20 protein-coding genes and 1 pseudogene are annotated in these 19,663 nt (G+C 69.1%); 13 read left to right on the forward strand and 8 right to left on the reverse strand.

Annotation, left to right across the window (positions count from 1 at the left end; translation table 11 throughout):
• Window positions 1-101: 101 nt before the first annotated feature.
• The 9 genes from ACVW00_RS04080 (at window position 102) to ACVW00_RS04120 (ending at window position 8,558) form a co-directional block, all read left to right on the forward strand.
• Window positions 102-752, forward strand: coding sequence for a GntR family transcriptional regulator (locus ACVW00_RS04080; RefSeq protein WP_457109625.1), 651 nt, complete (start codon window positions 102-104; stop codon window positions 750-752).
• Window positions 753-973: 221 nt separating this feature from the next.
• Window positions 974-1,699, forward strand: coding sequence for an SDR family NAD(P)-dependent oxidoreductase (locus ACVW00_RS04085; RefSeq protein WP_457109626.1), 726 nt, complete (start codon window positions 974-976; stop codon window positions 1,697-1,699).
• Window positions 1,696-2,424 carry an SDR family NAD(P)-dependent oxidoreductase gene (locus ACVW00_RS04090; protein WP_457109627.1) on the forward strand — a complete coding sequence of 243 codons (729 nt, stop codon included), beginning with the start codon at window positions 1,696-1,698 and terminating at the stop codon, window positions 2,422-2,424. Before ACVW00_RS04085 ends, ACVW00_RS04090 begins: the two co-directional genes overlap by 4 nt.
• A gap of 209 nt (window positions 2,425-2,633) precedes the next feature.
• On the forward strand, window positions 2,634-3,548 hold the full coding sequence (locus tag ACVW00_RS04095; RefSeq protein WP_457109628.1) for a dihydrodipicolinate synthase family protein: 915 nt from the start codon (window positions 2,634-2,636) through the stop codon (window positions 3,546-3,548).
• Between the two features lie 2 nt (window positions 3,549-3,550).
• Window positions 3,551-4,987: an aldehyde dehydrogenase family protein gene (locus tag ACVW00_RS04100; RefSeq protein WP_457109629.1), complete on the forward strand. Its 1,437-nt coding sequence runs from the start codon at window positions 3,551-3,553 to the stop codon at window positions 4,985-4,987.
• Between the two features lie 20 nt (window positions 4,988-5,007).
• Complete coding sequence (locus ACVW00_RS04105) at window positions 5,008-6,099, forward strand: alanine racemase (protein WP_457109630.1); 1,092 nt, start codon at window positions 5,008-5,010, stop codon at window positions 6,097-6,099.
• A 54-nt stretch (window positions 6,100-6,153) separates the two neighbouring features.
• A complete protein-coding gene (locus ACVW00_RS04110; protein ID WP_457109631.1) occupies window positions 6,154-6,981 on the forward strand; it encodes a substrate-binding periplasmic protein in 828 nt (275 codons plus the stop codon).
• A 33-nt stretch (window positions 6,982-7,014) separates the two neighbouring features.
• Window positions 7,015-7,680 carry an amino acid ABC transporter permease gene (locus ACVW00_RS04115; RefSeq protein ID WP_457109632.1) on the forward strand — a complete coding sequence of 222 codons (666 nt, stop codon included), beginning with the start codon at window positions 7,015-7,017 and terminating at the stop codon, window positions 7,678-7,680.
• Window positions 7,677-8,558 (forward strand): amino acid ABC transporter ATP-binding protein, encoded by an 882-nt coding sequence (locus ACVW00_RS04120; protein WP_457109633.1) that lies wholly within the window; start codon window positions 7,677-7,679, stop codon window positions 8,556-8,558. Before ACVW00_RS04115 ends, ACVW00_RS04120 begins: the two co-directional genes overlap by 4 nt.
• Window positions 8,559-8,562: 4 nt before the next feature.
• Here ACVW00_RS04120 and ACVW00_RS04125 read toward each other — a convergent pair whose 3' ends face one another.
• The gene (locus ACVW00_RS04125; RefSeq protein WP_457109634.1) at window positions 8,563-9,135 is read right to left on the reverse strand and encodes a TetR/AcrR family transcriptional regulator; all 573 of its coding nucleotides are present in this window, start codon (window positions 9,133-9,135) and stop codon (window positions 8,563-8,565) included.
• Window positions 9,136-9,233: 98 nt separating this feature from the next.
• Between ACVW00_RS04125 and ACVW00_RS04130 the strand changes: the two genes are divergently transcribed.
• A complete protein-coding gene (locus ACVW00_RS04130; RefSeq protein ID WP_457109635.1) occupies window positions 9,234-10,067 on the forward strand; it encodes an alpha/beta fold hydrolase in 834 nt (277 codons plus the stop codon).
• Here the strand turns inward: ACVW00_RS04130 and ACVW00_RS04135 are convergent.
• From ACVW00_RS04135 to ACVW00_RS04160, 6 genes and pseudogenes are all read right to left on the reverse strand, one after another.
• Complete coding sequence (locus tag ACVW00_RS04135; protein ID WP_457109636.1) at window positions 10,056-10,454, reverse strand: hypothetical protein; 399 nt, start codon at window positions 10,452-10,454, stop codon at window positions 10,056-10,058. The genes ACVW00_RS04130 and ACVW00_RS04135 overlap by 12 nt on opposite strands.
• Window positions 10,455-10,555: 101 nt before the next feature.
• Window positions 10,556-12,913, reverse strand: a complete 2,358-nt coding sequence (locus ACVW00_RS04140; RefSeq protein WP_457109637.1) for a LuxR C-terminal-related transcriptional regulator — start codon at window positions 12,911-12,913, stop codon at window positions 10,556-10,558.
• Window positions 12,914-13,103: 190 nt separating this feature from the next.
• Entirely contained in the window at window positions 13,104-13,487 is a 384-nt protein-coding gene (locus tag ACVW00_RS04145; RefSeq protein WP_457109638.1) for a YceI family protein, read from the reverse strand.
• Window positions 13,488-13,560: 73 nt separating this feature from the next.
• Window positions 13,561-13,710: pseudogene (locus ACVW00_RS04150) on the reverse strand (YceI family protein); the annotation flags it as partial.
• Window positions 13,711-13,851: 141 nt separating this feature from the next.
• The gene (locus ACVW00_RS04155; protein WP_457109639.1) at window positions 13,852-14,634 is read right to left on the reverse strand and encodes a TIM barrel protein; all 783 of its coding nucleotides are present in this window, start codon (window positions 14,632-14,634) and stop codon (window positions 13,852-13,854) included.
• Window positions 14,631-15,656 (reverse strand): Gfo/Idh/MocA family oxidoreductase, encoded by a 1,026-nt coding sequence (locus ACVW00_RS04160; RefSeq protein WP_457109640.1) that lies wholly within the window; start codon window positions 15,654-15,656, stop codon window positions 14,631-14,633. Before ACVW00_RS04160 ends, ACVW00_RS04155 begins: the two co-directional genes overlap by 4 nt.
• A 92-nt stretch (window positions 15,657-15,748) precedes the next feature.
• On the opposite strand from ACVW00_RS04160, the gene ACVW00_RS04165 reads away from it, so the two are divergent.
• Together ACVW00_RS04165 and ACVW00_RS04170 are read left to right on the forward strand one after the other, a co-directional pair.
• Window positions 15,749-16,795, forward strand: coding sequence for a LacI family DNA-binding transcriptional regulator (locus ACVW00_RS04165; RefSeq protein ID WP_457109641.1), 1,047 nt, complete (start codon window positions 15,749-15,751; stop codon window positions 16,793-16,795).
• Window positions 16,796-16,804: 9 nt separating this feature from the next.
• Window positions 16,805-17,869 carry an ROK family glucokinase gene (locus ACVW00_RS04170; protein ID WP_457109642.1) on the forward strand — a complete coding sequence of 355 codons (1,065 nt, stop codon included), beginning with the start codon at window positions 16,805-16,807 and terminating at the stop codon, window positions 17,867-17,869.
• Window positions 17,870-17,875: 6 nt separating this feature from the next.
• Here ACVW00_RS04170 and ACVW00_RS04175 read toward each other — a convergent pair whose 3' ends face one another.
• On the reverse strand, window positions 17,876-18,613 hold the full coding sequence (locus ACVW00_RS04175) for a GntR family transcriptional regulator (RefSeq protein WP_457109643.1): 738 nt from the start codon (window positions 18,611-18,613) through the stop codon (window positions 17,876-17,878).
• Between the two features lie 126 nt (window positions 18,614-18,739).
• Here ACVW00_RS04175 and ACVW00_RS04180 point away from each other — a divergent pair, with 126 nt between their 5' ends.
• Entirely contained in the window at window positions 18,740-19,663 is a 924-nt protein-coding gene (locus tag ACVW00_RS04180) for a TIM barrel protein (protein ID WP_457109644.1), read from the forward strand.

The following is a 19,663-nucleotide window of genomic DNA, read 5'->3' on the forward strand; positions in this document are numbered from 1 at the left end:
ACAAGCGAGCGCGCCTCGGCGTGTAGCATTACCGGTCGCGTGCTACTGCGTTCACACGAGGAGATCGGGACAGAGTGAAGCGAAGCCAAGGTGCTGCTCCCGTGCGCTTGACGCACGGTTGGAGCCTTCGGGACCAGGCTCTGGCGCTGTTGCGTCAGCGGCTCACGGCCGGAGAGGTCAAACCTGACGACATCCTCTCGGTGTCCGCGCTGGCCAGCGAGCTGGGCGTCTCGACGAGCCCTGTTCGGGAGGCGATGCTGGCACTCGTCGACGAGGGGATCATGGAGTCCGTACGCAACCGCGGCTACCGGGTTGTCCCCCTCACGCTCGCGGACCGCCGCGAGATCCACCAGCTACGGATGATGCTGGAACCACTGGCTACGCGGTTGCTGGCCGAAGATCCCACGCCGATCCTGCCGCAGCGTGACGAGCTTGCTGCGATCGCCGATGTGACCGTGGAGTCCGCTGCCGAGGGAGACCTCGTGGCGCACCTCGAGGCCGATCGGCGCTTTCACCTGGGGCTCGTGGGGGCTGTCGGCAACGGCCGGCTGACCGACATGGTGATGCGGCTGCGCGATCAGACCCAGCGCTCCGCGCTGCGGAGCCTCAGCCGCGAGTTCTTGCGGACCACCTCGCTGGAGCACGCCCAGATCCTCGATGCCGTCGTCGCTGGTGACGAGGCGCTCGCGGAGGCGCTCATGGTTCGGCACGTGAAGCGGCTCGATCCCGACCTCCCTCCCGAAGGTTCCTAGCGACACCCGGCCGAGCCCACCCGAGTTGCTTGACAGGTAACGCATTACCGGTAACGCTTCAGACTGAGCTCCGACGAGGAGTGAGGAGGAGGGGCGATGGATTCCCGTGATGTGGTCTCGCCGGTCGTTGCCCGGTTCATGCCATCTCGGGTCGGAAGGGACGGCCACGTCTCCGGCGCCGCTGTCGAGATCGACACCTGCGCCCACAGCGGGACTGAAGCGTGACGAAGCCCGGTGCCGTGGTCGTGACCGGTGGTTCCCGCGGAATCGGTCGCGCCTTCGTCGTCGAGGCAGCCCTTCGTGGCTATGACGTGTTCTTCACCCATCGTGGCCGCGCCGACGACGCCGCGGCCACGGTCGCGGCGGCCGGCGCCGGGAGCACGGTCACGCCGGTCGAGGCTGACCTCCTCGACCGGACGTCCCTCGAGTCGGTGGCCGCCACGGTGCTCGGCTACGGTCCGGTCCACATCTTGATCAACAATGCCGGGACGATGGCCCGCGGGACGCTTGCGGAACTGACCCACGAGGGCTGGCGCCGCTCGTTCGACGTCCACGTCACGGCTCCGCTGATCCTCGCGCGGGGCTTCGCCGATTCGATCGGCGCCACCGGCGGCTCCATCCTCAACGTGGCGTCGACCGGCGGGGTCGTCGGCTCGGTCAACGGTGCGGCGTACGGCGCCAGCAAGGCGGCCATCCTGGGGCTGACCAAGGCACTGGCCCGTGAGCTAGCTCCTCAGATCAGGGTGAACACGCTCGCGCCGGGCCCTGTGGGCACGGACATGTACGCCGAGCTGCCGGAGGCGGAGCGGTGCGCACTCGAGACAGAGACCCCCTTGGGCCGCGTCGCGGAACCGAGCGAGATCGCGAAGGTCGGCCTGGACCTGTGCCACTGGACCTATGCCACCGGCCAGACCGTCGTTGTCGACGGCGGACGGGTGATGCTGTGAGCATCCGCCCCGTCGCCCTGGTGACCGGAGGCTCGCGAGGCATCGGCCGGGCGGTCGTCGTCGAGGCCGCGCGCCGCGGATACGACGTGGTCTTCAGCCATCGTGGCCGCGGAACGGACGAGGCTGAGACCATCGCGCAGGTGGGTGAGGCGGCCGGGGCGGTCACCCCTGTGGTGGCGGACATGGAGGTTCCGGAGGATCTGAGCCGGCTTGCCGGCGTGGCTCGGGCACGTGGCCCGGTGCACCTCCTGGTCACCTGCGCCGGGATCCTTCAAGACCAGCTCTTGGCCGACGTGACCGACGACTACTGGTGGTCCTCGTTGGACGTCCACATCACCGCACCGATGATCCTGGCCCGTGAGCTCGCGACGGAGCTTGCGGAGAACGAGGGCGCGATCGTCAACGTCTCGTCCGACGGGGCCGTGGTGGGTTCGATCCATGGCGCGCCGTACGGGGCGAGCAAGGCCGGCACGATCGGCCTGGGCCAGACGCTGGCGCGTGAGCTCGCCCCGCGAGTGCGGGTCAACACGCTGGCGCCTGGACCGGTCTCCACCGACATGTGGTCCTCCGTCCCCGAGGAGAGCCGACGTGCCGTCGAGGACCTGACGCCGCTCGGCCGAGTCGGCACACCGGAGGAGATCGCTCGGTGCGTGCTCGACATCGCGTCATGGACCTATGTCACCGGTCAGACCCTCGTCGTCAACGGCGGGCGGTTCATGAAGTGACCGTGCAGTGCGCCCTTTTCGCTGAACCACCAGCAGTGCATCACCCCTGAGAACAAGGCTCGCGCGCGACAAGCCGTGCCCGGAGTCGTTGGACCCGGCGTCGGCCCAGCTCGTGCCTGGCGAAAGATCCGCCGAGAAGCCCACGGCACTTGCTTGACAGGTAAGGCGCTACCGGTAATGCTTTACCTTGAGAGGGAGGAGGCGAGCACATGGAATTCCGTGGGGTGGTGTCACCGCTTGTTACCCCGTTCACCGCGTCCGGGGCCGACGTGGACGAGGGTGTTCTCCGCAAGCTGGCGGACGGGCAGATCCGTGATGGCGTCGCGGCCCTGGCTACGTGTGGCACGACCGGAGAGTTCGCCTCGTTGACGCTCGAGGAGCGTCGACGTGTGACCGACATCGTGGTCGACCAGGCGGCCGGTCGAGTTCCGGTGATGGTGGGTGTCGGCTCGACGTCGACCGCCGTTGCTCGGGACCTGGCCGAGCATGCTGCCCACGCCGGCGCCGCAGGCCTTCTGGTCGTGCCGCCCTACTACGGGACCTTCACCCCCGACGAGCTGGTGGCCTACTACTTGGCGATCGGCACGATCGGTCTGCCCATCTGCCTGTACAACATTCCGGCAGCGAGCGGTGTGGGCATGAGCCCTGAATTGATGCTGCGGATCATCCGGGCAGTCCCGCAGATCAAGTACCTCAAGGACTCCACCGCGGACCTGACGATGATGACGACCTTCTTGCAGGACCACGCCGACAAGGTGTCGTTGCTGTGCGGTGAGGAGCTCCTGGTCGCGCCCGGCCTCACGATGGGACTTGCGGGCGCGGTGCTCGGGTGCGCGAACCTGCTTGCTCCCGGGGTGGTCCGGCTGGTCGATGCCGGCATGCGAGGGAACTTCGACGAGATGCAGCGGATCAACGCAGCGTTGATGCCACTGATGCGTTTCCTCACCTCCCATCCGTACTTTGCCGCGGTCAAGGAGGGCCTGGAGCTCGTCGGATTTCCCGTCGGTCCCGTGCGTCCCCCGCTGCTCCCGCTCCCCGAGCAGGATCACCAGCAGCTGGTGCGCCTGTTGACGGCCGTGGATCCTGGCCTGATCACCTCCGCTGCCGGTGGGATGGCGCCCTGATCATGGAGCGACTACGGAACTTCATCGACGGCAGGAGCGTCCCTCCTCGGTCTGGGCGGCACTCGCAGGTGATCGACCCGTCCTCGGGCCGGGCCTACATGGAGGCGCCCCTGTCCGGGGCCGATGACGTCGAGGCGGCAGTTCGTTCCAGCCAGATCGCATTTCAGGAGTGGCGTCTGACTACGCCCGGTGAGCGGAGCCTGGCACTGTTCCGGATGGCCGACGTGCTCGAGTCGAACCGGGACGAGCTGATCGCTGCCGAGGTTCGCAACACAGGGAAGCCCGTGCACGCCATGCGCGACGAAGAATTCCCGATGATCATCGATCACCTGAGGTACTTCGCGGCTGCCGCCCGCGGCTTGAGGGGCCTGGCATCGGGGTCCTTCGTCGCCGGGCACGACTCGTCGGTCAGGCGAGAGCCGGTCGGGGTCGTGGTCGGAGTCGTGCCCTGGAACTATCCGCTGCTGGTCGCGGCGTGGAAGTTCGCGCCGGCGATCGCGGCGGGCAACACGATCATCCTGAAGCCGTCCGACACGACGCCGGTCACTGCAGTCCTTGCCGCCGAGATGATCAGCGACCTGGTGCCGCGGGGGGTCTTGAACGTCGTCGTCGGTGACCGTGACACCGGTCGAGCGTTGGTCGCGCATCCGGGGCCGCAGCTCGTGTCGTTGACCGGAAGCGAGCGGGCCGGCATCGAGGTGTCAGGTGCAGCTGCCGCGGGTCTCAAGCGGGTGAGCCTGGAGCTCGGCGGCAACGCCCCGGTTCTGGTCTTCGAGGATGTCGACATCGTCGAGGCGGCGCGCGGGATCGCGGTCGCCGCCTTCGGCAACGCCGGTCAGGACTGCGAGGCGGCCACCAGAGTGCTGGTGTCGGCCTCGATCCACGACGAGTTCGTCAGTGCTCTGGTCGACACCGCGCATGGGCTGCGCTACGGGCTTCCTGAGGACACCGGCATCGCCTATGGCGCGTTGAACAGTGAAACGCACCTGCACAAGGTCCAGGGCTTCGTGGACCGCCTGCCGGAGCACGCTCGGGTGCTCACCGGGGGTAGTCCGGATCGCACGAATGGCGGCTACTTCTACCCGCCGACCGTGGTCACCGGAGTCCATCAGCACGACGAGATCGTGCAGGAGGAGGTCTTCGGGCCGCTTTGCACCATCCAGTCCTTCACGAGCGAACAAGAGGCTGTTCAGCTCGCCAATGACGTTCGCTTCGGTCTGGCCGCCAGCGTCTGGACGAACGATCATCGGCGGGCTCTGCGGCTGTGTGATCAGCTCGACTTCGGCAAGGTCTGGGTCAACTGTCATCTGGTGGTGGGGCCGGACATGCCCAACAACGGCTACAAGCACTCCGGACATGGCAACGACCTCTCCGCGTTCGCGATCGAGGAGTACACCCGTATCAAGCACGTGATGAGTGCGACGGGAACATCGTCGTGAGTCCGGCAGACCGCGCGTCGTTGCAATGGGCGCTGGCGAACACATCGCAGCGACCCACCCCGTTCCTGACGGTCGCTCCGGAGATCCTGGATGCCAATCTGACGCGTGCCCAGCGCTCCTGTGAGGATCGTGGCGTCGTGCTTCGGCCGCACGCGAAGACGCACAAGACCCGGGAGATCGCCGAGCGTCAGCTTCGGTGCGGGGCGGCCGGCTTGACGGTCGCATCGCTGAGTGAGGCCGAGGCCTGGGTGCAGGCCGGGTTCGACGACCTCTTCATCGCCTATCCGGTCGTGACGGCGGCCGGCCGCGACCGGTTGTCGGCGCTTGCGGAGCGAGCGAGAGTGCGAGTCGGCGTTGATTCCGAATCCGGCGTACGCGCGCTGCAGGGGCTTGCGGAAGGTGGCGTCTCCATCTCGGTCCTCGTCGAGGTCGACTCGGGGTTGGGACGCACCGGGGTCGAACCGAGTGAGGCGGCTCGGCTCGCTGACTTGGCGGGGGAGGTGGGCCTGGAGGTTCTCGGCGTCTTCACGTTCCCCGGTCATTCCTACGCGGCCGGTGCTGGCGGGAGTGCGGCTCGCGACGAGGCGCGGACGCTGGCCGAGAGCCTGGCAGAGTTCGATCGCCGAGGAGTTCCTTGCCCGGTTCGCAGCGGCGGCTCCACGCCGACGCTCTACGAGGTGGTCGACTCGGTTGCGACGGAGCTGCGGCCGGGGGTCTACGCACTCAACGACGCCTACCAGGTCCAGCTCGGCAGCGCGGGCATCGGGGATGTGGCCCTCGCCGTCGTGGCGACGGTCGTCAGTGCGCCGGGGCCGGAGGGCGTCGTCCTCGACGCCGGATCCAAGGTGATCGCCTCGGACCGACTTCCCTTCGATGCGGGACATGGACTGATCCCTGGCCTGCAGGGCGCTCGCATCGAGCGGATCTGGGAGCACCACGCAGTCGTCGATGTCTCGGCTGTTGCCCGGTCCGAAGTGCCAGCAATCGGCGAGCGCGTGGCGATCGTGCCGAATCACGTCTGCACGGCCATCAATCTCGCAGATCGGCTCGTGGTCGCCGACGGTCAAGGCGATCTCGAGTGGCAGGTATTCGCACGGGGTCGCAACGACTGACACCAGTCACAGGTCCCGACAGCGCAACGTTGTTGCCGAATCAAAGGAGTATCGATGAAAGCGATTCACAAGCTCGCACTCGTGGCTGTCATGTTGACGGCTGCGCTGGTGATGAGCGGATGTGGTGGCACCGCAACCAAGGGTTCCCAAGCTGCCGCCGACACCAATTCGGTCGGCGCCATCAAGAAGGCCGGAAAGATCCGCGTCGGTATCGCGATCGACCCGCCGCTTGCCATCCGGACCCCCACCGGCGCATGGACCAGCTTCACGCCAGAGATCGTGAACCAGTTTGCCGAGAGCCTCGGCGTGAAGGTGCAATTCGTGAATCTGACCTTCAACACGATCATTGCTGCTCTCCAGTCGGGTCAGATCGACATGATCGGCGTCGACCTGGCAAACACACCTGAGCGCGCCAAGGCCGTCGACTTCACCAACCCGTTCCTGTACTTCGGGTCCGGTTGGATCGTCCGCGAGGGCGCCTACGCGAATTGGGAGGAGCTGAACTCGTCCAAGGTCCGGGTCTCCGTCCTGGCCAACACCTCTGACGACGAGATCGTGAAGAAGTACCTGCCGAAGGCCAAGGTCGATCGACTGACGCAGTCGTCGTACGCGGACCTCGCCGCGCGGTTGGCTGCCGGGCGGACCGACGCCATCGGTGCGCACACGTTGGTGGCGCCGGCGATCCTGGCGCAGTTCCCGGGAACGGTCATGTTGCCCGACGTCGCCAAGGGCCTGGACAGCCTGCCGACGAGCTTCGCCGTTCGCAAGGGCGACAATGCTCTCCGTGACGCCATCAACGCCTTTCTGGAGAAGAAGACTGCGGACGGGACTCTTCCGCAGTTGCTGCAGAAGGTTCTCGCGGAGCAGTCGGTCACGCAGTAGTCGATCAACAGGGCGAGCGGTCGGGAGTCTGTGGTGAATCAGAACTACTCATGGGACTGGTCGGTTCTCGGGGCCTACCCAGAGCTCTTTGTCCGTGGTCTGGAGATGACGCTCCTGGTGTCGCTGACCGCACTCGTTCTGGGAACGATAATGGGCTTGGTCACGGCAACGATGCGGCTCTACTCCCGGCTGTTCAGGCCGTTCGCCTACATCTATGTCGAGTTCTTCAGGACGACGCCCGCTCTGGCTCAGTTGGTGTGGGTCTTCTTCGTTCTCCCCATCCTCTTCAACATCACCCTGCCACCGTTCCAGGCCGGGGCCCTCACCTTGGGGCTGAACTCCGGGGCGTACCTCTCCGAGATCTTTCGCGGCGCCTTGAAGTCGATTGATCCTGGGCAGGGCGAGGCGGCGAAGGTCCTGGGGTTCTCCTCGGTGACGGCGTTTCGCTTCGTGTTGCTTCCTCAGGCGATGCGGCGTGCGATCCCGGCGACCGCCAACGTCTTCATCGGCCTGATCAAGGACTCGTCCCTGCTGATGGTCATCGGCCTCGGCGAGCTCACGAACAACATTCAGACGGCTGTGGGACTCACCTTCCGCCCGCTCGAGTTCTACACCGCGCTCGCTGTTCTGTACTTCGTGATCGCCTACCCGCTGGCGCTCGGCGCCCGCTCACTGGAACAAAGGCTCGGGACGGTATGACGGTCGGCACACGGCGCCCGGCTCGATCCACGGCACCGGGAGTTCACCCGGAGCCATCACAGGAGGTTCTCATGACCGAGGGCGCTTACCTCTCGCTTCGCGGGGTCACCAAGTCGTATGGGGAGGCGGCGGTTCTCCAGGGGATCTCCATGGATGTCTACCAAGGTGACGTCGTCGCCGTCGTCGGTCCCAGTGGAGGCGGAAAGTCGACGGTCCTGCGTTGCATCGCCGGCTTGACCCAGATCGACGAGGGAGAAATCCTCCTGGAGGGACGACGCCTGCAAGCGGAATCAGCCGACACCGGGCGACACTGGTGGCGCCGAAAAGGCTCGTCGCGGTCACCGAGGGATTCCCTCAATCCGGGCGAGATCGGAATGGTCTTCCAGCACTTCAATCTCTTCCCGCACCTGAACGTGATCCAGAACGTGACGCTGTCGCTCACCAAGGTCCTGAAGCTCTCAGCCGAGGAAGCCACCGAGCGGGCCATGGAGGAGCTGTCGCGGGTCGGGCTCACCAGCCATGTCCAGCACAAGGTCGCGGACCTGTCCGGAGGCCAGAAGCAGCGGCTTGCCATCGCACGAGCGCTCGCGGCCAGGCCCCGGGTCATGCTGTTCGACGAGGCAACCTCGGCCCTCGACCCGGAGCTGGTCGGTGAGGTCCTGAGAGTGATGAGGAACCTTGCCGAGTCGGGCATGACGATGCTCGTCGTCACCCACGAGATGGGGTTCGCACGCGACGTCGCCGATCGGGTGGTGTTCATCGAGCAGGGCATCATCCAGGACGCGTCGCCGCCAGCTGACTTCTTCGGTCATCTGCAGAACGAGCGGATCTCCAGCTTCCTTGCCCGGCTGCGGGCTGACGCCCCCAACCTCCAGTAGCGAGTCACCTCGCCCGGCTCGGAGCGGCCGCGGCGATGAGCACCTCGGCCGCCTTGCGGGCGTGGAGGGCGGCCTCGGGCGAGCCCTCGATGGCGGCGGTCGTCTGTGCTCCCTCGGCGAGGATCGCCAGCTGGGGAGCGAGCGCCGGATCGACGCCGGCGCGGGCGACCAGGTGCGCGAGCTGCTCCTGGAAGCTGCGCTTGTGCTGGCGGGCGTACTCCGCGACCTCGGGCGACGTCGGGCCGAGCTCGCCGAAGGCGTTGATGAAGCCGCAGCCGCGGAAGGTGTCCTCGGCGAACCACTCGGCCAGGTAGTCGTAGACGGCGAGCAGCTGCTCGCGTGGGTCCTGCCTCGCCTCGACGGCCGCCGTCAGTCCGTCGGCCCACATCTCGTGCCGCTTGTGCAGCACGGCCAGCACCAGGCTGTCCTTGCCGGGGAACAGCGCGTACAGCCGCTTGAGCGAGACCTCGGCGGCGGTCCGTACGTCGTCCATGCCGACCGCCCGGATCCCGCGCGCGTAGAACAGCGCGTCGGCCGCGTCGACGATCCGCTGCCGTGGGTCGACCTGTTCGGACATGGACACCACCTCCTTCAGGGACTTGCGCAGAGAACCAACGTTCTCTACAGTAGCGGAACAGCGGAGAACGTGCGTTCTCCACGACGAGAGGACATCCCATGGGCACCATCCACGTCGGCACGGAGAACACCGACGACATCGACCTGTACTACGAGGACCACGGCACCGGGCAGCCGGTCGTCCTCATCCACGGCTACCCGCTGGACGGCTCGTCGTGGGAGCAGCAGACGGCCGCGCTCCTCGACGCCGGGCACCGGGTCATCACCTACGACCGCCGCGGCTTCGGTCGCTCGAGCAAGCCGACGACCGGCTACGACTACGACACCTTCGCAGCGGACCTCGCGACCGTGCTGGACACGCTCGACCTCCGCGACGTCGTGCTCGTCGGGTTCTCGATGGGCACCGGCGAGGTCGGCCGCTACCTGGGCACCTATGGCTCGGACCGCGTGGCCAAGGCGGTCTTCCTCGGCTCCCTCGAGCCCTACCTGCTGCAGGCCGAGGACAACCCCGAGGGTGTCCCGCAGAGCGTCTTCGACGGCCTGCTCGACGCGGTGACCAGCGACCGGTACGCGTTCTTCACCCAGTTCTTCGCGGGGTTCTTCAACACCGACGAGTTCCTGGGCAACCGCTTGAGCCAGGAGGCGCTCGACGCCAACCAGCAGCTCGCCTACAACGCCTCGCCCTACGCCTCGGTCTGGGCGCAGCCGACCTGGCTGACCGACTTCCGCGCCGACATCGAGAAGATCGACGTCCCTGCCCTGATCGTGCACGGCACGGCTGACAACATCCTCCCGATCGATGCGACGGGTCGCCGGTTCGCCCAGGCGCTGCCCGGGGCGACGTACGTCGAGATCGACGGTGCCCCGCACGGGATGCTCTGGACGCACGCCGCCGAGGTCAACAAGGTGCTGCTCGACTTCCTAGCCGGCTGAGTCCTGGCGCAGAGGTGGAACGGCGGGCCTGGCGACGACGGGGGAAACGACGCCAGGCCCGCCGGCATGGGGGGAGCGGGCAGTGAAGATGGCCGTCCGGGCACCGTCCGCGTGCCGGGTCAGGACCAGCTGCTCGTGGACGGTCAGGTGACGCAGGTCGGGGACCACGACGCCGCGGACGGCCTCGTCGCGGCCCAGCTCGGCCATCAGCGCGTGGAACGCCGCACCGGACTCGTCGCCCTGCTCGAAGTAGATGGTGCCCAGGCCGAACTCCTCGGTGTCGGCGTACGCCTGCAGCTCCGCTTCCGCCCGCGCCAGTCCGGTGAGGTCCCCCAGCGCGTCCGCCCGGACGTAGCCGAGCAGCATCGGGCGGACGTGGTTGCTCATCAGGGACCTCGGTGTGGGGGACGACGTGGACCAAGACTGGCCCGTCGCACCGGCTCCGGGCGTCGGGAGAGCTACGGGTATCCCTACGTAGATCCGCGCCGTCAGCGAGCCTGCTGCTCGGCCACCCAGCTCACGACCTGCAGCCGGGAGGTGAAGCCCAGCTTGGTCAGGATGCGCTCGACGTGGGTCTCCGCCGTCCGCTGCGAGATCACCAGGCGGTTGGCGATCTCCTTGTTGCTCAAGCCTTCGCTGAGCAGGTGGGCGATCTCCCATTCGCGGCGGGTCAGCCCCCCGGGATTCTCGGCGCTCGGCCGGTTGGCCGGCGCCGCGGCGTCGTCGGACCTCTCGTCCTCCTCGCCGAGGGCCAGCGCAACGGCCTGCTCGAACGAGTACGCCGATCCCTCCGCGATGGCCCGCTGGAAGGCCTCCGAGTCGAACTCACCCGACCCGATCGCCTCGCGAAGGGCGTCCTCGGACCGGGTGTCGAAGACGCTGTAGGCGTTGGTCTCGTCGACCTTCGCACCGCTGGTCCGCCAGACTGCCTGGGCCGCACCGAGCAGCCGCGCGGCCCGCTCACCGGGCTCGGCGAACGCCGCGCACCACGAGAGCGCCTGGACCCCGAAGCTGATGCCGGTCAGGTCGTGCATCGGCTGGAAGAGCCGGATCGACGTCCGCAGGGAGCTGGTCGCGTGGTCGAACTCGCCCGCGCGCCACTGTGCGAGACCCACGCTCCAGTGCGCGTACGCCGTCGACGACTGGGCGCCGTGCTGCTCGGCGAGCTCGAGGGCCTGTCGGCTGAACTCCTCGACGCGCGGGTCGTCGAGGAAGAACGTGCAGGCGGAGAGCAGGATCAGCGTGTCGAACTCGCCGAGCGGGTCCCCGATCGCCTGGAACTGGCTGCGCGCCTGCTCGAGCAGGTCGATGGCTCCGGGGATGTCTCCCTGGTAGAGCGTGGCGTGTCCGCGGCACTCCTGGATGCGCGCCCGCAGCAGGTCGTCGTCGAGCCCCGCGGCGATCTCCGCGCACTCGGCCAGCATCGTGGCGTTGCGCTGGAAGTCGGTCGCGAACATGGCCAGGTAGCTGGCCGCCCAGAGCCCGTAGGCCCGGACGACGGTCTGCTCGGTCGCCAGGTCCAGCGCCCGGACGAGGTGGCGGTAGCCCTCGCGCAGGAAGCCAGCGAACCAGAAGTTCCACAAGGGGGCGGCGATCTCCAGGGCGGCAGCGGCTTCTCCGTCCTCGGCGAGGCAGAACTCGATGGCGGTCCGCAGGTTGCCCGCCTCGCGGCGGAGCCGGGTGAACCAGTCGGCCTGGCGCGGCCCGAAGCCGTCCGCCGCGAACTGGCTCGCCAGCGCCCGGTAGTGGTCACGGTGGCGCAACCGGGACGCGTGGACCTGGTCGAGCTCGACGAGCCGCTCGGCGCCGTACTGCCGGATGCTCTCCAGCACCTGGTACCAGGCGGTCGTGTGGTCGGTCGCCTGGTGCCGGACGACGATCGACTTGTTGACCAGACCGGCAACCAGGCCGAGGACGTCGTCGCGGTCGATCCCGTCGCCCGAGCACACGGCCTCGGCCCCGTCGAGGTCGAACCCACCCGTGAACACCGAGAGTCGGGCCCACATCACCTGCTCGCTCGGGGAGCACAGGTCATGGCTCCAGCCCACGGTGGCGTCCAGCGCCCGCTGCCGCGCAGGCATCGCCGGCCTCCCGCCGCTGAGCAGCCGGAAGCGGTCCTCGAGCCGCTCGAGGATCTGCGCGGGGGAGAGGATGCGCAGCCAGACGGCGGCCAGCTCGATTGCGAGCGGGATGCCGTCGAGCGTCCGGCACAGCTCCACGACCGTCGCTCGGTTGCTGTCGTCGATCGAGAACCCCGGCGCGACTGCGGCCGCCCGGTCGACGAAGAGGGTCACCGACTCGTAGTGGGTCGCGTCGCCGGCCAGGACGTCCCGGTCGGCCTCCGGGACCGACAGCGGCGGGACCGACAAGATCTGCTCGCCCTCGACTCCCAGGACATGCCGGCTGGTGGCGAGGATGCGGAGCCCCGGCGCGGCGGCGAGCAGCTTGCTGACCAGGACCGCGCAGGCGTCGGTGAGGTGCTCGCAGTTGTCCAGCACCACCAGCGTGCGCTGCTCCTCCAGGTACGAGGCGAGATCAGCCGCAGGGTTGGCAGACACCTGCCGCAGCTCGAGGGCGTTGGCGACGGTGTGCGGCAGCAGCTGAGGGTCGTGGAGTGCGGCGAGCTCGACGAACCACACCCCATCGGGGAAGGTACGCCGGACCTCGGCCGCCATCCGCAGGGCGAGCCGCGTCTTGCCGACACCTCCCGGACCGGTGAGCGTCAGGAGCCGGCTGCCGGCAAGCAGCTGCCGCGTCTCGGCCATCTCGCGGCGACGTCCCACGAAGCTGGTCATCTCGGCGGGGAGCGCGCCCCGCCCCGATGCCGTCGGCTTCGGTCCCGTCATGCCGATCCCGCCTTCGCCGCCTCGTGCCCGAGACCGCCGCTGGTGCCGGCGCCATCCTCGGCACCGGAGCGCAACCCGTGGCGGTCAGTCTACGGCCGGGAGCGCCGGGCAGCGGGCAGCACAACTGGGCAGCAGAACGGGGCCGCCGGAGATCCGGCGGCCCCGTCCGGGCCTGGCTGGAGCAGAAGTGTCAGGCAGTCGCGTTCTGGATGGCCGAGACGTCGAACTCGAGCTTGACCTTCTCCGAGACGAGCACGCCGCCGGTCTCCAGCGCGGCGTTCCACGCGAGACCCCAGTCCTTGCGGTTGATGGCGGTGCCGCCCTCGAAGCCGACGCGGAGGTTGCCGAACGGGTCCTGGGCCGAGCCGGTGGACTCGAACTCCACGGCGACGGGCTTGGTGACGCCCTTGATCGTCAGGTCGCCGGCGATCGTCCAGTCGTCGCCGTCGCGGGAGACCTCGGTGGAGACGAAGGTGATCTCGGGGTAGGTCTCGACGTCGAAGAAGTCCGCGGACTTGAGGTGACCGTCGCGGTCGACGACCCCCGTGTCGATGCTGGCGGTCTTGATCGTCACGGTGACCGAGGAGTCGGGCCGGCGTCGCGGTGTCGATGTGCGCCTGGCCCTCGAACTCCCGGAACTGGCCGCGCACCGTCGTGACCATCGCGTGGCGCGCGCTGAAGCCGATGCGGCTGTGCGCCGCGTCGAGGGTGTAGTCACCCGAGATGTCCTCGACGACCTTCGTCGCAGCGTCGAAGTCGTGCTCGAGTACGTCGCTCTTGCGGTTGAAGAAGTTCATGCCGGCTCCTGGTGGTAGGTAGATGGTTCAACCTTCATCTACCTTAACCGGACTGCAGTCCGTATATTCCCGGCGTCGGCCGTCGAGTTCGTGAATTCTTGTCGACCCGAGCCGCGATCGCCGTCCCTACGGGGACGGCGATCAGCCGAAGGTGTCGCGGAAGGCGTTCAGCGCCGCTGGGCTGTCGGTCGAGGCCCAGGCCTCCATCGCCACGACTCCGTCGTAGCCGGCCGAGCGCAGCGCGTCAGCCACGGCGCGGTAGTTGACCTCGCCGGTGCCCGGCTCGCACCGGCCCGGCACGTCGGCCACCTGGATCTCGCCGACCAGCGGCAGGCACGACCGGGTGAGCTCGAGCAGGTTCCCCTCGCCGATCTGGGCGTGGTAGAGGTCGAGGTTCATCCGGAGGTGCGGGCTGTCCACCGCGGCGACGAGCGCACGGGTGTCCGCAGCCCGCGCGAACGGCGTGCCCGGATGGTCGACCGCGGTGTTGAGGTTCTCCAGGCAGAACACGACGCCTTCGCGCTCACCGAGAGCGGCGATCCGGGACAGCGTCCTCTCGGCGGCGAGCCACATCTCCCCGGTCACGGTCCCGACCGGCGCGACCGGCAGCCCGCGGTCGTCGAGCCCCGTGCCGTGCAGGTTCAGGTTCGGCCGGCCGAGCTTCGCCGACGCCTCGACGGAACGCTCTGCGGACCGGAGGAGGGCATCGGCGCCGGCTGGATCGGTGAGGTTCCCCTCGACGTAGCCGGTCATCGAGGTGAAGGTCGCGCCGGTTGCGGCGAGTGCGTCGAGGTCCTTGCGGGTCCAGTCCCAGATCTCGACTGCGAACCCGCGGTCGTCGATCAGGCGCACCCGCTCCTCGATCGGCAGCTCGGTGAAGACCATCTCTGCGCAGATGGCGAGCGTGAACTGAGACGCACTCATCGGACGACGTCCGACACCGCGACAGGCGCTCCCGACTCGACGGAGGCGATCGCCGCCAGCGCCACGGCGAACGCGCGACGCGCATCCTCACCCGTGACCGCGGGTGCTCGACCCTCGGTCACGGCGGCGGTGAACTCGGAGAGCTCGGCGGTGTAGGCGTCGGCGAAGAGCTCGACGTCGCCGCGGACCGTCTCCACCGACCGGCCGGATGCGGTGGAGAGGACCAGGGCCGACCGGGGGCCACCGCCCATCGTCACCATCCCGCGGGAGCCGAACACCTCGCCGCGCACGTCGTACCCGTACGACGCCGAGAAGCTGGCCTCGGCGACCGCGCGCGCACCGTTGTCGAACGTGATCACGACGACTGCCGTGTCGAGCAACCCGGCGTCCTTGAACTCGGGTGCGACGAGCGCGTCGGCCGTCGCGTAGACCGTCACCGGCTCGGCGCCCGGGTTGAGCCACAGGAGCGTGTCGAAGTCGTGGATCAGCGTCTGGGTGAAGATCGTCCACGGCGGGACCGAAGCCGGATCGGCAAGGCCGGGATCACGGGTCACCGAGCGCAGCAGCTGCGGTGTCCCGATCGTGCCGTCGTCGACGAGCCGCCGGGCCGTCGCGAAATCGTGGGAGAACCGGCGGTTGAAGCCGACCTGGAGGGCCACGCCGGCGCGCGCGGCCGCTGCGATGCCGCGGTCGATCTCCGCCAGGGTCATTCCCATCGGCTTCTCGCAGAAGACCGCCTTGCCCGCCTCCGCGGCGGCAGTGACCAGGTCGGCGTGGGCGACCGAGGCGGCTGTGATCACCACGGCGTCCACCTCGGGATCGGCAAAGACCTCGGCCGCGTCGTCTGCGGCCCGGACTCCGAGCGCTGCCGCGAGCGCGGCTGCCGCCTCCGGCCGCGGGTCGGCCACGGTCGTCAGGAGTGCACCCGGCACCCGCTCGACGAGCAAGGTCGCGTGCGAGGTGCCGATCCGGCCGGCGCCGATGAGCGCGATCCGGACGGGGTCGCGATGGGCGGCTGTCATGAGGTCCTCCTGATCGGTGACTAGAGCGCTCTAGTCTGTCGAGCGGCGGGTCGCTCGTCAAGGTTCGGACTAGAGCGATCTAGGATCGGTCGGTGACCACGACGAGGAGGTGGACCGTGGGGACCAACGACCGTCCGGCCACGATGGCCGACGTGGCCGCACGGGCAGGCGTGTCGCGGGCACTGGTCTCGATCGTCTTCCGCGGCGTCCCGGGAGCCAGTACGGCGACCCGCGAGCGGGTGATGCGTGCCGCGGACGACCTGTCCTACCGACCCGATCGACGTGCCAGCCTCCTCGGCAGCAGCCGCAGCCGCACCATCGGCGTCGTGTTCGGGCTGCACCACGAGTTCCACACCGAGCTGGTCGAGCACCTCTACCGGTCGGTCGAACCCACCGACTTCGACCTGGCGCTCGGGGCGACGGCGCCGACCCGCAGGGAGCACACGGCGGTGCAGTCGCTGCTGGAGTTCCGCTGCGAAGCGCTCCTGCTGGTCGGACCCGCGATGCGGCGTGCCGACCTCGACGAGCTCGCCCACCGCGTGCCGGTCGTCGTCGTGGCACGAGAGCTCAGCTCACCGGTGTGCGACGTCGTCCGCACCGACGACGAGCACGGCGCGCGGATCGCCGTCGAGCACCTGGTGGCACTCGGGCACCGACGGATCGCCCATGTCGACGGCGGGCGCGCTCCGGGTGCTGCGCAGCGACGGCGCGGCTACCGGGAGGCGATGACGACCGCCGGGCTCTCCTCGTCCATCCGGGTCCTCCACGGCGGGCTGTCCGACGAGGACGGCGAGCGTGCGGCGGTCGAGTTGTTCTCCGGACCGTCGCACCCCACCGCGGTGGTGGCGTTCAACGACCACTGCGCTGCCGGCCTGCTCGCAGCGGCGCGCCAGCGGGGCGTGGCCGTCCCGGGCGACCTCTCGCTGGTCGGCTACGACGACAGCCACATCGCCGGCTTGGCCAGCATCGGCCTGACCACCGTGGCCCAGGATGGTCAGGCGCTCGCCGACGCGGCGCTGGACCTCGCGGTCCGTCGCGCGGACGGCGCGACCAGAGTGCCGTCGGCCGTGGTGGTGCCGCCGCACCTGGTGGTACGCACCAGCGCGGCGGCCCGGAGCCGCCGTCGCGATGCTCGGTAGCCTTGCCCCATGTCCGACCTTCCGACACGCCGCGTGCGCCCGTCGCGCTGGGAGCCGCTGACGGTCGGCATCGACATCGGTGGCACCAAGGTGATGGCCGGCGTGGTCGACGGCACCGGCTCGGTCCTCGAGCTCGCCCAGCGACCCACGCTCGGCCATGACGTGCGGGCCGTCGAAGACACGATCGTCGAGCTGGTGCACGGCTTCGCGACCCGGTACGACGTCGCGGCGGTCGGCATCGGGGCCGCGGGCTTCGTCGACACGGCCCGCTCGGTCGTGATGTTCTCCCCGCACCTCGAGTGGCGCCGTGAGCCGCTGCGGGCCCGGATCGTCGAACGGCTGCGGGTGCCCGTCGTGGTCGACAACGACGCGAACGCCGCGGCGCTCGCGGAGTCGCGGTTCGGCGCCGGCCGCGGGCACCGGTTCGTGCTGTGCGTGACGCTCGGCACGGGCATCGGAGGCGCGCTCGTGCTCGACCAGCGGGTGTACCGCGGGGCCAACGGCATGGCGGGGGAGTTCGGTCACATGCAGGTCGTGCCGCAGGGCCATCGCTGCGAGTGCGGCAACCGCGGGTGCTGGGAGCAGTACGCATCCGGGAACTCGCTGGTCCGGGACGCCAGGGAGCTGATCCGGGCGAACTCACCGGTCGCGCACCACCTGCGCGACGTGGTCGGCGGCGACGCGGACGCCCTCGAGGGTCCGCAGATCACCGAGGCGGCGCGGGCCGGCGACCCGCTCTCGGTCGAGCTGATCGCCGAGGTCGGCACCTGGCTCGGCGTCGGCCTGGCCGGGCTGACGGCCGCCTTCGACCCGCACTGCATCGTCATCGGGGGCGGGGTGTCGGCTGCCGGCGACCTTCTCGTCGTACCGACGCAACAGGCGTTCTCCCGCGCGCTCACCGGTCGCGGCCATCGTGACGAGCCGGTGATCGCGGCCGCCGAGCTGGGGCCGCAGGCGGGGATGGTCGGCGCCGCGGACATGGCTCGTTCGGCTGCGCGTCGCTCGCGGAAGGTGCGGGTCCGGCGCAACCGTCAGCGCACGCCGAGGCGCCTCCTGCGGGCCGAGCGCCCGTAGGTCACCTCAGCGGTCCACCAGCGTGGTCTCGTAGGCGTACAGGTCCGGCCGGTAGAGGTGCGTGCCGTACTCGACGGCTCTGCCGCTGTCGTCGAACGACGTGCGCTCCATGGTCAGGACGGGGTCGCCCTTGCGGCCGCCGAGCAGCTTCGCCTCGCCCGACTCCGCGCGCCGCGCGCTGATCGTCTGGTGGGCCACACGGAGGTGGATTGCCTCCGCCCGGAAGCGCTCGTAGAGGCCCGTGGTCGCGAAGTCTGCGGCGCTGACGTCGATGATCGTCGCAGGCACGAAGTTGCGCATGAGGGCTAGCGGCTCGCCGTCGACCGAGCGGAGCCGGTCGAGCTGCCACACCGCGGTGCCCTCGGACACCTTCAGACGCGCAGCGACGAGCTCGTCGGCCTCCACGAGCGCGCAGCCGAGCACCTTGGTCTCCAGACGATGACCGGTGCGCAGCAGGTCGTCGTAGAGGCTGGTCAGCTCGACGGTCCGCTTGATCGGGGGGTGGACCACCTGCGTGCCGACGCCGCGCTTGCGGACCAGCATGCCCTTGTCCACGAGCAGCTGGATCGCCTGTCGCATCGTCGGTCGTGACAGCCCGAGCTCGCCCGCGAGCGCCACCTCGTTGGCGATCCGGTCACCCGGCACCAGCTTGCCCTCGACGATGGCCCGCTCCAGCTGCTCGGCGACCTGGAAGTAGAGCGGCACAGGGCTCGAGCGGTTCACCACGACGTCAGGCAGTGGCATCCGACGTCCTCTCGCGAGCCCTCGTGGTGATGAACGTGGTGGGCATCCTAGCGCAGGATGTCCATACGTCCATATGTCCTAACAAAGTCTTGACCTTTGCAGCGGAGTGTGACGACAATCTCACCCATGACGCAGGTGCAGCCCTCCGACGCCCTTGACCAGTACGCACCTCCTCTCCGATCCAGGATCGCGGGCGCACCCATCTCCTGGGGTGTCTGCGAGGTCCCCGACTGGGGCCGCCAGCTGGAAGCGGACCGGGTGCTGGGGGAGATGCGGTCCCTCGGGCTCGCTGCGACGGAGTTCGGTCCCGCCGGCTTCCTCGAGGAGGACCCTGCCGCCAAGGCCACTCAGCTGGCCTCCTACGGGATGACAGCGGTCGGCGGGTTCCTGCCGGTGCTGCTCCACGACCCGGGCCACGACCCGCTCCCCGAGGTCGACACCTTCATCGACGGCTGTCTGGCCTCGGGCGCCGGCGTGGTCGTGCTCGCCGCGTTCACCGGCGTCGACGGGTACGACGCGCGCCCGGTGCTCGACGACGCCGGCTGGGCGCTGATGCTCGCGAACCTCGACCGGATCGCTGATCGCGCGGAGGCCCGCGGCGTCGTGGCGTGCGTGCACCCCCACGTGGGCACGATGGTCGAGACCGGCGATGAGGCGGAGCGCGTCCTGGCGGGCTCGCGCGTCGGCCTCTGCGTCGACACCGGCCACCTGGTGGTCGGTGGCGCCGATCCGGTCGCCCTGACGAAGCGTCACCCCGACCGCGTCGTCCACGTGCACCTCAAGGACGTCGACGGCGCGCTTGCGGCCGAGGTGATCGACGGCACGCTGACCTTCGGAGAGGCGGTCCGGAGCGGGATGTTCCGGCCGCTCGGCGACGGCGACGTCGACATTGCCGCGTTGGTGCAGACGCTCGAGAAGGCGGGCTACCGCGGGTGGTACGTCCTCGAGCAGGACGTGATGCTCGAGGACGAGGCGGACGACGGCGCCGGACAGGGGCCCGTTGCCGACGTCCGCAGGAGCCTCGACTACCTGCTCCGGGTCGCTCCGTGA

The organism is Marmoricola sp. URHA0025 HA25 (assembly GCF_054059435.1).

Excerpts from the sequence above, each read along its gene's own strand:
- ACVW00_RS04175 (WP_457109643.1), bottom strand. The coding sequence starts at position 18,613 with ATGCCACTGCCTGACGTCGTGGTGAACCGCTCGAGCCCTGTGCCGCTC.
- ACVW00_RS04100 (WP_457109629.1), top strand. The coding sequence starts at position 3,551 with ATGGAGCGACTACGGAACTTCATCGACGGCAGGAGCGTCCCTCCTCGG.
- ACVW00_RS04160 (WP_457109640.1), bottom strand. The coding sequence starts at position 15,656 with ATGACAGCCGCCCATCGCGACCCCGTCCGGATCGCGCTCATCGGCGCC.
- ACVW00_RS04135 (WP_457109636.1), bottom strand. The coding sequence starts at position 10,454 with ATGAGCAACCACGTCCGCCCGATGCTGCTCGGCTACGTCCGGGCGGAC.
- ACVW00_RS04155 (WP_457109639.1), bottom strand. The coding sequence starts at position 14,634 with ATGAGTGCGTCTCAGTTCACGCTCGCCATCTGCGCAGAGATGGTCTTC.
- ACVW00_RS04170 (WP_457109642.1), top strand. The coding sequence starts at position 16,805 with ATGTCCGACCTTCCGACACGCCGCGTGCGCCCGTCGCGCTGGGAGCCG.
- ACVW00_RS04125 (WP_457109634.1), bottom strand. The coding sequence starts at position 9,135 with ATGTCCGAACAGGTCGACCCACGGCAGCGGATCGTCGACGCGGCCGAC.
- ACVW00_RS04140 (WP_457109637.1), bottom strand. The coding sequence starts at position 12,913 with ATGACGGGACCGAAGCCGACGGCATCGGGGCGGGGCGCGCTCCCCGCC.
- ACVW00_RS04130 (WP_457109635.1), top strand. The coding sequence starts at position 9,234 with ATGGGCACCATCCACGTCGGCACGGAGAACACCGACGACATCGACCTG.
- ACVW00_RS04110 (WP_457109631.1), top strand. The coding sequence starts at position 6,154 with ATGAAAGCGATTCACAAGCTCGCACTCGTGGCTGTCATGTTGACGGCT.
- ACVW00_RS04095 (WP_457109628.1), top strand. The coding sequence starts at position 2,634 with ATGGAATTCCGTGGGGTGGTGTCACCGCTTGTTACCCCGTTCACCGCG.
- ACVW00_RS04120 (WP_457109633.1), top strand. The coding sequence starts at position 7,677 with ATGACGGTCGGCACACGGCGCCCGGCTCGATCCACGGCACCGGGAGTT.
- ACVW00_RS04180 (WP_457109644.1), top strand. The coding sequence starts at position 18,740 with ATGACGCAGGTGCAGCCCTCCGACGCCCTTGACCAGTACGCACCTCCT.